Below are 12,075 nucleotides of genomic sequence, written 5' to 3'. Positions count from 1 at the left end.
TGGTTTAATGAACTGGCATAATTCAAGCATTTCTGACGTTTATAAATTACTGGATAGTTCAGCCTCAGGCCTGGATCAGAACAAAGCAGAATTACTTCTTTCAAAAGCCGGGCAAAATGTAATTCAGGAAGGTAAAAAGAAAACTATCTGGAGTATAATACTTCATCAGATCAGCGATTTTATGATCATTATTCTGATCATAGCTGCACTAATTTCGGGTATTGCCGGTGACATAACCGATACCATAATCATTCTTACCATAATTATTCTCAATGCTCTGGCGGGATTCATTCAGGAGTACCGTGCTGAAAAAGCAATGGAGGCTTTGAAAAACATGTCGAGCAGCCATGCAATTGTTCTGCGAAATCAGAAAGCCGTAAAAATAAACGCGGAAGAACTTGTACCAGGTGATGTGATCCTTCTGGAAGCTGGAGATGTTATACCTGCTGATATCCGGTTCATTAAAGTTCAATCTCTGAAAGTAGATGAATCTGCACTTACCGGTGAGTCTGAAAATGTGGAGAAGAATATTAAAAAACTGGAATCCAAAGATTTAGTACTTGCCGACAGGACCAATATGGGCTTCAAGGGTACGTTCATCAATAGCGGGCATGGGACGGCCATTGTTGTAGAAACCGGAATGCAAACTGAACTCGGACATATTGCATCAATGATTCAGATTGCAGATAACAGTACCCCTCTTCAAAAGCGGCTTTCTGCATTTGGCAAACGTCTTTCCCTTATTATTCTGCTGATCTGTGCAATAATATTTATTTCAGGATGGTTAAGGGGAGAGGGCCTTACAGAAATGCTTCTAATATCTATTTCGCTTGCTGTGGCTGCGATTCCTGAAGCTCTGCCTGCATTAGTTACTATTTCACTTGCACTGGGGGCTAAGAAACTGGTTAAACAGCATGTGCTCATCCGTAAACTTCCTGCTGTTGAAACCCTGGGCTCGGTAAGTTATATCTGCACAGATAAGACCGGCACACTGACCATCAATAAGATGACAGTCAGAAAGACTTATGAAGCTGAACATAAGGTTAAGGCAATCTTTTCGGCTGAAAAGAACAATCTCCTTTCTGCCATGGCATTGAATAATGATATTCTGAAAAGTGATAAAGGGGAATGGCTTGGTGATTCTACTGAACTTGCATTGGTTCAATATGCCTCCTCAAAGGGGTATGATAAGCCAGAATTAGAAAAAGAATTTCCCAGGATAGCTGAGATTCCCTTTGATTCTCAGCGAAAATGCATGAGTACATTTCATCAGGCAGGAGATGGAATAATCATGATTACGAAGGGGGGTATGGATGTCTTACTTGGAAAATTGACCTATCAAAACGGGAACGGGCATACCAAATTTGAAGAAGAACAAAATGCCATGTCTGCCAGCGGGCATCGTGTGCTGGGCTATGCCTACAAGCTTTTGCCTAAAATGCCGGATAAAATAAATCCAAAAGAGCTGGAATCATCTTTAACAATGATTGGATTTGCGGGGATGATCGATCCTCCGCGTGAAGAAGCCAAACAGGCCATATCTCAATGTAAGGATGCAGGGATCAAGCCCGTAATGATCACCGGTGATCATAAACTAACCGCTGCAGCTATTGCCACTGATCTGGGAATTATCAGTTCTGAAGATGATCTGGTTATGACAGGGGCTGAATTATCTGATCTAAGTGAATCAGACTTCAATTCGGTCGTTGAAAAAGTCTGTGTTTATGCCCGGGTTAACCCTGAACAAAAATTAAGAATAATCCAGGCATTACAGGGCAAGAATAATTTTGTTGCTATGACCGGCGATGGTGTTAATGATGCACCGGCCTTGAAAAATGCAGATATCGGCATTGCAATGGGAATTAATGGCACTGAAGTCTCAAAACAGGCCGCTCACATGATTCTGCTTGATGATAATTTTGCCACTATAATTAAAGCCATCCGGCGTGGCCGAAGAATCTATGACAATATTTTAAAGTTCATCAAATACATAATGACCGGAAATTCCGGTGAGATCTGGGCCATTTCGCTTGCTCCATTTCTGGGGCTTCCGATTCCACTGCTTGCCATTCATATTTTATGGATAAACCTGATAACCGACGGGCTTCCTGGCCTGGCACTGGCTTCAGAACCTGCAGAAACAAACATAATGAAACGCCCGCCGCATGATCCTTCAAAAAATATTTTCGGGGGAAGCATGGCCTGGCATATTCTATGGGTTGGATTATTGATGGGACTGGTTACCCTGGGAATTCAGGCATGGGCTGTACATAACAACAACCCTTATGGACAGACTATGGCATTCTCTGTTTTATGCTTCAGTCAGCTGGGACATGTGATGGCCATACGCTCAAAAAGAGATTCCATATTTAAAATCGGAGTGTTTTCAAACAAGCCAATGCTCACAGCATTACTGGGAACTGTTTCACTTCAATTCATGATCATTTATATGCCATTTTTTAACCCAATCTTCAGAACACAGCCATTACCAATCTATGAATTGCTGATTACCATTGCTGCCTCCGCTATTGTATTCTGGGCGGTTGAGTTTGAAAAAATTATAAAAAAACGGATTAAAAAAGGGCATAAAGTAAAATAAGGATAGTAGCCAGAGCTTAGAGAACGAATTTTGACGCTGGCAGATAGAAAACCTTAAGAAAGAATCTTTGCTTATCATTTTCTTTGGGTATAAACAACAAGACCATCACTCAGGGTGCCGAGCCATTTTCTACCATATTTATCTTTAGCCATTGCGAGTATCCCTGAATTGATTCCCGGCATACTTATGCTCTTATTTTGTACTGAACCAAAAACAGAAAGCCTGGTCCCTCCTACCCATAAAACGGAACCATCTATCAGTAAGGACTTTAATCCGTAAGCATCATGCGGCCCCTCAACCTCCTGCCAGGAATTCCCGTCAAAACGAACAAGGGTTTTAACAGCGGTACCACTTAAAACGGCTAACAGATTATTATTCATATCAGAGGCAAGCGAATATGGCCAGGCTGAGGGATATCCAATATCCGGCAAAATAAAACTAGTCCATTTACCATCTTTATATTGTTTGATCTTGCCTGTAAAAGAAAATGGATTAAAGGTACCGGCCCATAGATTGCCATTCCGATCACAGGTAAGTGAGATTACAAGATCTGTAAGATAGATTAAAGTCCATTGGCCATCTTTATCGATCCTGACAATGCCTTCATCTGTACCAATCCATACCCGTCCATTCTTTTGATCGTAAGTGATGCAGGTAATTGAATTACTTGCTAAAACACTATTGCTGGTATCAAACAAGGACCATTTTTGACCATCGTAGCTCGCAAGGCCTCTATCTGTACCTACCCAAACGATCCCCTGATCAGTAACAGTAATTGCCCTGATGTAATTAGAGGGAAGCAGAGAATTTGCGGAACTAAAGGAATCCCAGGAATCAGCATTGATACGGATAAGTCCATTGGCTGTACCAAGCCACTTCACATCATGATTATCAATGCAGATCGCATTAATCTGGTTATCCCTTAAACTTGAATTACTTTTATTGTAAATCACCCATTCCGGAAATTCAGGCTTATTTACTTCATCATTAAGGATTATTGTTTTATCCTTTTTACAGGATGAAACAATAAGTGTAATTAGTAAAATCGAATAAATTGAAGTTTTCATACAGAATGTCTATTACCTATTAGACGAGTATTTATGATCTAATGCTACATCAGAGCAGGGAAATAGAGAGGTTATTAAGGAAATTTTGTTTGGGGGAAATCATAAGTGTTTGGTAATTTCTTATTGACACTGAAAGGTAATTTCAATATTTAAGGATCGGGATCGCTGGCATCAGTCCTTCGTGGTCCATAGAGTTTTCACTCATGCATTCTCCAGGGATGTGAAAATTATCGCAAAAAAAAGTCAGCTCTATAGAGCTGACCCCCTCCTGATCATAAAATGATCAGGAAACACTTAACAACATATTAAAAATCAACAATTACATCCATTTGGAAGCAAAGCGGTTAAACTCCTGCCTGAGCTCATTAATAATCTTCTCTTCAGTAAGATACTGATCATATAATTCAACATTCTCTGCTGCACTCGACTGTGAGATAAATCCTGCGGATTCTTTTACCTGACTCTCTATCTTATTTAAATTTTCATGTATACGATGTTTCAATTCATCGATATTATTACGCTGAATCAGAAACTGATTCTGAAAATGTTCTACCTTTTCAGCTATTTCATGACCGGTATTATCAGCTGCAATCTCTTCAAGACGCTTTGTAAGTATAGTGATCTCTTGTTTATAAAAATCCAAACTTCTCAGTGCATCACTATGCAGGTTGTTGATGTGTTTTATATTGATCTCTTTCATAAAGCAATTTTAACTAATAAGCCAGATCTATAGAATGACTTTAGGCAGGTATTTTCATGATTTTACTCATATTCTCTATTTTTGCACCCCCTTTGGAATGCAATTAAATGAGTATATTTATTAAGCCTCCCGCCATGTTTCAGGAGTTAAACCAAAGAAAATTATGTGCTTTTCTCCAACAGCAAGTTTTGGCTCAGCAGCAGTTTTATTAATTATCGGAGGTGTTTGCATTAAGAATTCAGAAACAAGCCCTCAAAGACTGCTTTCTTCTATCCCATTGATGTTGTCATTACAGCAGGGTTTAGAAGGATTCGTCTGGATTTCATTGTTGAATCCTGAATATTCCGAATGGGGTAAATCAGCGACTTATGGTTTCCTGGTCTTTGCCCAGGTAGTCTGGCCTTTCTTTATTCCCTTTTCGATCATGTTACTTGAGAAAGAACAGAAACGCAGGAAGATGCTCCTTTTTTTGACGATCACAGGTTCAGTTCAGGCACTTTTTTTAGGCTATGGAATGTTGATGTATTCTGTTAGTTCAGAGATATTACATTCTCATATCAGGTATGATCTCGATTTCCCGCCTGCAAATCGTTGGTTTGGAGGTGCACTCTATATAATCGCTACCGGTGTTTCCCCATTTATTTCAAGTATCAGGAGACTAAGATTTGTAGGTGTTATTGTACTTTGTTCTTATCTGTTCACCCGCATCCTGTACGGGCAAAATGTAATTTCAGTCTGGTGTTATTTCGCTGCACTAATCAGTTTTGTGATCCTTGCAGTAATTCTCAGGAGCAAAAAAGAAAGAGCCTCAAAAGCGGAAATTGCCCGGGCTTAATTTAAGGTGTAAGTTTATATAATACAGCCGGAAAACACGATCGTGTTTTCCGGCTGTATTATCACTTTGTATGTCTTATCAGCTACTATATTTTCTTCAAAGCAGTCTCGAGATCCGTTAAAAGATCATCGACTGATTCGATTCCTACGGAGTAACGAATCAAACTTTCGGGAATACCCAACAGGGCACGCTGCTCTTCAGTTAATTCTACATGGCTTGTAGTGCGTGGCGGACCTGCCAGGGTACTCACCGAACCAAGGCTTGCAGCAAGATGCACAAGCTTAAGCGAAGGCAGGAATTTTTCTACCAGATCATAACCTCCATCAAGTGCAAAACTTAACATCCCACCAAAACCCCGCATTTGAGATTTAGCAATTTCATGACCTGTATGTGTCTCCAGTCCGGGATAAAATACCTGACTAACTTTTGAGTGTCCATTAAGATAATTTGCGATCTTCATTGCCGATTCATTTTGTCTGGAGATCCTCAATTCGAGTGTTTTCATCCCTCTGGCGATCATATAGGCCGGGTCGGCCTGCAGACTGGCTCCATTGATTTCCCGGAAATGAAATACCTTCTGTACTAACTCCCTGCTCCCTGCCAATACACCGCCCATTGCATCAGAATGACCACATAGGTATTTTGTAGCACTATGCAATACCAAATCTGCTCCCAGATCCAATGGATTCTGGTTAATCGGTGTAGCAAAAGTATTATCCACAACCACAACAGCACCGACATTTTTTGCAGCAAGGGCAATACGTTTGATATCAATGATCTTCAAGGTAGGATTGGTTGGGGTTTCAAGGTAAACCAGATCACATCCTTTTGCAATCTCATATTCCAGTTCCTCATGATTTCCGGTTTCGCAAAGTTTAACCTCTACATTGTATGCCGGGAAGAAATCAAGAAAAAGTTTGCTTGTACCGCCATAGGTATCCTTAACAGAAACTACCCTTTTGCCCGGCTTTAAAAACGTAAAAAGAGTATTGCTGATTGCAGCCATACCGGTTGCAAAAGCTGTAGCTGCCTCCGCACCTTCCAATACTCTGATTTTCTCTTCCAGTGATGCCACGGTAGGGTTCGTATTACGGCTATATATAAAACCATCTGATTTCCCGGTTGATACGTCGTACCATTCATCAAGATCTTTGTAAGCAAAAGCAACGCTATTTACTATTGGTGTTGTAACAGCCTCTTTGAAGTAAGGATTGTCTTCTCCGGCCCAAACTGCATCAGTAGCTTTACTGAATTTTCTATTTTCCATATTTTTATTCTGATATATCATCACACCCATTCGGTAATTCCAAATCTGGTATGACCTGTAAATTAAATCAACAAAATGATTACGGCCGTAGATTACCTGGCAGGCTTGAGCAGAACATCATGAAAAGTGAGATCTGAATCCGGATCAATGATCTTTAGCTTTACCTGATCAACAGATCCGTCAGCATTTAATGCAAATGTAACGTATGAATCGGCCTTTAAGCTCTTATTTTTCAAAGTCGCAATAAAACTATTATACTGAAAATACTTAAGCGATGCATTGAGGTGTGGTAATTGCTTAAATTCCATCAGCAAACCATCTCCTGAAGGAATCAATAGAACATCCCCATAAACCTCATCTTTGTAATTACCAGCCAGTTTTGCAATTGAAAGATCGTATTTGCCTGCCGGATCAGCCTTAATCAGATTTTTATTTTGGGATTCTTTCAGTCTTGCCGCAGATGAAACCTGTTCATCACTAAAAGCTTTCAGCCAGTCAAATTTTGGATTATTCTCATAATAATCCAGTACATGATAAATAATTGACCAGTAAGCCGCGGTTGATTCCTGATTGGTTAATACGCTTATCCCGAGCTTAAGGTCGGGAACCATAGCCACCTGCGAAACAAAACCACCCAACTTACCACCATGCCCAACCACTTTGTATTTTTGATAATTATAGGCTCTAAAACCCAGAGCATATCCAAAGAAATCCATTTGCGCAGGTTTCAGCCCTGCTGATACTTTGCTGACAGGTATCGGCCTGATCACTTTCCATAATTGCATGGTACTTGCAGGTTTAAATAATACCTCATGAGATGGTGTTCTGCCTGAATCCAGCTGGGTGATCATCCAGTTTGACATATCATTAGCATTGGAAAGAATCCCTCCTGCCGGATTACTCGCATCCCCGATATTCTGCTCCATATAATCCTCAACCAGTCCGACTTTGCCTCCTATCCTGTCATGTGCAGCAGAAATATTTTGCCTGCTCCCAAATTCTGAATGCCTGGAAACACTCCCCGGCATACCCACCTTATCAAAAATCCGTTCTTTAACAAAATCTTCCCATTCTCTGCCGCTTAGCACCTTAATCACTTCTCCTGCTGCCAGATATAAGATATTATCATAAGCATAAGTACTTCTGAAATCATGAACCAGGGGCAGTTTCTGAAGTTTTCCTAAAATCTCTCTTCTCGAATAGGTTGAGGGGGGAAACAACATAAGGTCCCCTGAATAGGCTAAAAGTCCGCTGTGATGAACCAAAAGGTCTCTGACTGTTAGGTTTGTAGTAACATAGGAATCGGCCATTTTAAACCATGGCAAATGATCAATTACCCGATCATCCCATTTTAACTTGCCCTCTTCAACCAGCATAGCCAATGCGGTAGCAGTAAACGCTTTTGAATTTGATGCAATTGAAAAAAGCGTATTTGCATCCACCCGATCATTCCCGCCGAGTTTTTTAATGCCATAACCTTTCGCAAGCAGTACTTTGCCATCCTTTACAATTGAAACACTTATTCCCGGAACTTCAAAAGTTTTTAATACCTTCTCAATATACTGGTCAAGACCAGGAGGCAAATTCTCCTGCTGAGCCCCTGCCTGCATTGATGAAGTCAGAACTGATAATAGAAGTAAGAGATTTCTGAAAGTTTGCTTGATTACCATATTCGGATTTGTATGCTTGTTAAAATACAGGCTTGAAGATTGTGATAATTTTCGAATTCCCGATAAATATTATGAGTCCCAAAAAATCAAACTGCTTACAGAAAGAATGATTCAATTCACTAGTGTCCGTCAAAAATTAAATTTATGCTTAATATCAAAATCAGACCGCCTTTGCGGCGGAAGGGCACTTAATTTCCCTGCAGCTGGGAATTAAGCAAAAGAGCCGCGGCTTCCCGGTATTTGTGGCAAAGCCATGCCTTCGGCATTGTAAATCCACACTTTTTCCCATCGGCGCAATCCAAGCCGTGTTTTTGGTAGTCTAAGTGATGAATGAATCTGCAACACTTCTCCGGATTGCTTTACTGTAGGGACTTATGAATGTCACTGAAGGGAAAAAGTGCGCCTTTCCTGCCAAATCCCGAAATGCCGGTCCCTGCAATCGGCAATACCAGTAATTCATGAACGGTTGTATGCCAACGCACTATCCCAAAGACCGTTCATATCAAATTGGATAAACCGAAGAACGATTCTCCCGGTTTAAAACCGGGACCTGTGCCAGCAAAATCAAAAAAAAGAAGCAGACTCATTCAAACAGCACATCCGAGCATCCGATTTTGGGATCATAACCGGAATGCTTTCATAATTAGATATCCCCCAAAAGCAGCGATCGCTTTTTTTTGATGCGCAGGGGCTTGTGACCAAGGCACCTAGGGATTGAAGAAGGCTTTTGTTCCTTTTGGCCTTCAAACCTGAGCCGCCCTTCAGCGGCGAAAGCATGAACACCTTAAAAAACATTAAAAGCTGGTGAGTAACGAATTCGCCCCCCGGCAATGGAGGGAGGCAAGGTTGAGCGGGGCTGTTTATTTTGAAATTAGCTAAAATATTCATTAGAAAAGCCTAAATAGGGATATACTGAATATTACTCAATTTAACCAGACAGTAATGGATTCAATTTGTGAATAAATCTGATTTATTACGTTAAGAATTCACCTGCTACTTAATAACCATAATAGTTTATATTAGTATAAACATATTCAACGATTCTCCACTATAATCATTCCCATGAAAAAAATTTCCTTAATCAGCCTCCTAATCCTCGGGCTTAGCAACATCAACGCTCAAACAAAAAGCAACTGGTCGCCAGAGCAAACTATTAAACACAGGGGAATCAGTTCAGTAAGGGTATCTCCTGATGGGGGAAAGGTGGTTTATGCTGTAAAAGAGTTAAAAACAATTGAAGGCAAAAGAGTGTTTATCAGTCATTTATTTATTTCAGATATCAATAAAAAGAATACTATTCAGATTACACATGGCGAAAAGAATAATATTAATCCCAAATGGAGCCCTGATGGAAAACAGATCGCATTTGCCAGCAACCGTGATGGAAAGAATAACCTGTACCTCCTGAACTTAGGTGGAGGTGAAGCGGAACGCTTAACTGATCTTAAAACCGGAATAAACGATTTTAAGTGGAGTACTAAAGGAAATCATATTGCATTTACCAGTGCTGATGCTGAAACTGAAGAAGAGGCTGGAAACAAGAAATCAGGGGACGACTGGTATTTTATGAATGAAAAATTTAAGCAGGGACGACTCTACCTGCTTCAGCTTAATAAAAAAGATAAGGATGGAATGCCTCAGCTTACAGCATTGAGTAAAGAGAACAGACATATAAATTCATTTAGCTGGAGTCCGGATGACCAGTGGATTGCCTATGCACATGCGGCCTCTGCAGGTGTTGAAGATAATACGCTCTGCGATATATCGATGATTAATGTCAGTTCAGGTGAAGTTAAGATTATTGCAAATACCCCGGTGGGTGAAAATCAACCCCTTTTCAGTCCTGATGGTAATTACATAGCCTATTACAACCTCGATGAAAAAGGGATTTGGGGAGGTACAACTTCTGTTAAAATTTATGCTCTTAAGTCAGGCAGTGTTCAAACTTTGGCGGATACACCGAATGGTCCGGCAGACCTAGTGGGCTGGAGCAGCGATGGGAAATCAGTTTTTACACTGGAGCCATTTCATACCAGTTCCAGAATATTTCGGCTGAGCAGTGATGGGAAACAGGCGATTGAATGGAATACAGGGATGAAAGGCGTTTTGGGCGGACTTGAATTGAACAATACCGGCACTCATTTCGGCTTTATATTTCAGAATACATCAATACCACAGGATGGCTATATCAGCAGTTCTTCCGGTTATTCTCCAATAAAGATCAGTACTATAAATCCTGAGTTGGCGGGTTTAGCGGTTCCAAAAACTGAAGTGATCAGCTGGAAGAGTTTTGACGGGATGGAAATTGAGGGACTTTTAACCTATCCGCTCAACTATGAGGCAGGTAAAAAATATCCTTTTATTCTCAATATTCATGGTGGCCCGGCAGGTGTATTCAATGAAAGTTTTGTAGGAGGCTCGGCGGTTTACCCGCTTGCCGGCATAGCAGAAAACGACATCTTCATTCTCAGACCAAATCCGAGAGGATCAAATGGATATGGATTAAAATTCAGGGAAGCCAATCACCGCGACTGGGGTGGTGGCGATTACAAAGATCTGATGGCCGGGGTTGATTATGCTATTTCAAAAGGATGGGCAGATCCTGATAAAATGGGTGTTATGGGCTGGAGTTATGGAGGCTTTATGAGCAGCTGGGTGGTCGGGCATACAGACAGGTTTAAAGTTGCAAGCATCGGAGCACCAGTAGTTGATTTGGTTACTCAGGATCTGACCGATGACATTCCAGGTTTTCTTCCTTCCTATATGGTTAAACAACCCTATGAAGATTGGGCAGTCTACGACGAACATTCCCCATTACGATTTGTGCAAAATGTGAAAACCCCTGTGCTTTTGCAGCATGGCGAGGCGGATATCAGGGTGCCTTTTAGTCAGGGATTAATGTATTACAATGCACTTAAACGCAGAGGGGTGCCTGTTAGATTTCTTGTCCTCCCAAGACAGCCCCATGGCCCAGTGGAGCCGGCAATGACACTTAAATCAGCCCAGACTACCCTGAGCTGGATGTTGCATTATTTAAAGGGTAAAGAATTAGGGTTTTAATCATCGGAGGCAAGGAGCTTTATCAAATGGGTTTTGACCAAAAATACTTATTCAAATCTGAGCGTCTGGGCTTTAGGAACTGGCTTGAGAGTGATATTGAATTGATGTCCGCAATAAATGCTGATGAAAAAGTAATGGAGTTCTTTCCCGCTATAGCTTCAAAAGATCAAACAATTGAATTTATTGAAAAGATGCAAAAGCAATTTAAAGAAAAAGGCTTTTGTTATTTCGCAGTAGATAAACTTGAAAACAATGAGTTCATTGGTTTTATCGGACTGTCGGAAAAATTGTTTGAGGCAGAATTCACCCCCTGCATTGACATTGGCTGGAGATTAAGCAGTGAAGAGTGGAATAAAGGTTATGCAGGTGAAGGAGCTAAAAGATGTTTAGAATACGCGAATGAAGTATTGAAGCTTGAAAAAATAGTTTCAATTGCACCAAAAATCAATGTGAAATCAGAAAAGGTGATGAAAAAGATCGGGATGGAAAAGGTCCTCGAATTTGAACATCCGCTGCTGATTAATGATGAAAGGCTGAGGGATTGTGTTTTGTATCAGATTACACTAAATAAAAATTAAACTGCATTTGAAGGTTGATATTGGTCTTTTCCTTTAAATTCAGAAGGAATAAAAGCACTCAGGTCGTCGACCCCGAAGGTGGTCGCATGTTTATAGAAAAGAAATAAAGGCCGTTTTTCGACCCTAAAGGGGTCGCATGTGAACATTCGACCCCTTCAGGCAATGTCATTAAGTTAAGGACAAGGCATAAAAAAAGCCATAAAGAAGTTTGCAGTAAGTAGTTTTGAATTATCTAGAAACGAAACACTAACCGCAATCCTTATGGCCGATGTAAAAGTAGCAGTAAAAATTTTATCTGA

Annotated in this window: 8 protein-coding genes; 4 read left to right on the top strand and 4 right to left on the bottom strand. The window is 40.6% G+C overall.

Annotation, left to right across the window (positions count from 1 at the left end; genetic code table 11):
- Positions 1 to 7 precede the first annotated feature (7 nt).
- Positions 8 to 2,599 (top strand): cation-translocating P-type ATPase, encoded by a 2,592-nt coding sequence (locus VGE44_RS10495; protein ID WP_331078726.1) that lies wholly within the window; start codon positions 8 to 10, stop codon positions 2,597 to 2,599.
- Positions 2,600 to 2,673: 74 nt separating this feature from the next.
- Here VGE44_RS10495 and VGE44_RS10490 read toward each other — a convergent pair whose 3' ends face one another.
- Together VGE44_RS10490 and VGE44_RS10485 are read right to left on the bottom strand one after the other, a co-directional pair.
- Positions 2,674 to 3,666: a ligand-binding sensor domain-containing protein gene (locus tag VGE44_RS10490; RefSeq protein WP_331078724.1), complete on the bottom strand. Its 993-nt coding sequence runs from the start codon at positions 3,664 to 3,666 to the stop codon at positions 2,674 to 2,676.
- A 319-nt stretch (positions 3,667 to 3,985) separates the two neighbouring features.
- Entirely contained in the window at positions 3,986 to 4,366 is a 381-nt protein-coding gene (locus VGE44_RS10485) for a hypothetical protein (protein WP_331078722.1), read from the bottom strand.
- 163 nt (positions 4,367 to 4,529) lie between these two features.
- On the opposite strand from VGE44_RS10485, the gene VGE44_RS10480 reads away from it, so the two are divergent.
- Positions 4,530 to 5,201: a DUF6629 family protein gene (locus tag VGE44_RS10480; RefSeq protein ID WP_331078720.1), complete on the top strand. Its 672-nt coding sequence runs from the start codon at positions 4,530 to 4,532 to the stop codon at positions 5,199 to 5,201.
- An 85-nt stretch (positions 5,202 to 5,286) separates the two neighbouring features.
- On the opposite strand, the gene VGE44_RS10475 is transcribed toward VGE44_RS10480, so the two are convergent.
- Together VGE44_RS10475 and VGE44_RS10470 are read right to left on the bottom strand one after the other, a co-directional pair.
- Entirely contained in the window at positions 5,287 to 6,468 is a 1,182-nt protein-coding gene (locus tag VGE44_RS10475; protein WP_331078718.1) for a cystathionine gamma-synthase family protein, read from the bottom strand.
- Positions 6,469 to 6,560: 92 nt separating this feature from the next.
- The gene (locus VGE44_RS10470) at positions 6,561 to 8,138 is read right to left on the bottom strand and encodes a serine hydrolase (RefSeq protein ID WP_331078716.1); all 1,578 of its coding nucleotides are present in this window, start codon (positions 8,136 to 8,138) and stop codon (positions 6,561 to 6,563) included.
- Positions 8,139 to 9,200: 1,062 nt separating this feature from the next.
- Between VGE44_RS10470 and VGE44_RS10465 the strand changes: the two genes are divergently transcribed.
- Both VGE44_RS10465 and VGE44_RS10460 read left to right on the top strand, forming a co-directional pair.
- The gene (locus VGE44_RS10465) at positions 9,201 to 11,198 is read left to right on the top strand and encodes a S9 family peptidase (protein WP_331078714.1); all 1,998 of its coding nucleotides are present in this window, start codon (positions 9,201 to 9,203) and stop codon (positions 11,196 to 11,198) included.
- A gap of 26 nt (positions 11,199 to 11,224) precedes the next feature.
- On the top strand, positions 11,225 to 11,776 hold the full coding sequence (locus VGE44_RS10460) for a GNAT family N-acetyltransferase (RefSeq protein ID WP_331078712.1): 552 nt from the start codon (positions 11,225 to 11,227) through the stop codon (positions 11,774 to 11,776).
- Positions 11,777 to 12,075: the final 299 nt, after the last annotated feature.

The organism is Daejeonella sp. (genome assembly GCF_036405355.1).
GTDB lineage: Bacteria > Bacteroidota > Bacteroidia > Sphingobacteriales > Sphingobacteriaceae > Daejeonella.
The sequence above is the reverse complement of the archived record's forward strand: the minus strand, read 5'-3'. Positions and strand labels throughout refer to the sequence as shown.

What these genes read in the sequence shown, in the direction of transcription:
- VGE44_RS10495 (WP_331078726.1), top strand. Translation starts at nt 8, where the DNA reads ATGAACTGGCATAATTCAAGCATTTCTGACGTTTATAAATTACTGGAT.
- VGE44_RS10490 (WP_331078724.1), bottom strand. Translation starts at nt 3,666, where the DNA reads ATGAAAACTTCAATTTATTCGATTTTACTAATTACACTTATTGTTTCA.
- VGE44_RS10485 (WP_331078722.1), bottom strand. Translation starts at nt 4,366, where the DNA reads ATGAAAGAGATCAATATAAAACACATCAACAACCTGCATAGTGATGCA.
- VGE44_RS10480 (WP_331078720.1), top strand. Translation starts at nt 4,530, where the DNA reads ATGTGCTTTTCTCCAACAGCAAGTTTTGGCTCAGCAGCAGTTTTATTA.
- VGE44_RS10475 (WP_331078718.1), bottom strand. Translation starts at nt 6,468, where the DNA reads ATGGAAAATAGAAAATTCAGTAAAGCTACTGATGCAGTTTGGGCCGGA.
- VGE44_RS10470 (WP_331078716.1), bottom strand. Translation starts at nt 8,138, where the DNA reads ATGGTAATCAAGCAAACTTTCAGAAATCTCTTACTTCTATTATCAGTT.
- VGE44_RS10465 (WP_331078714.1), top strand. Translation starts at nt 9,201, where the DNA reads ATGAAAAAAATTTCCTTAATCAGCCTCCTAATCCTCGGGCTTAGCAAC.
- VGE44_RS10460 (WP_331078712.1), top strand. Translation starts at nt 11,225, where the DNA reads ATGGGTTTTGACCAAAAATACTTATTCAAATCTGAGCGTCTGGGCTTT.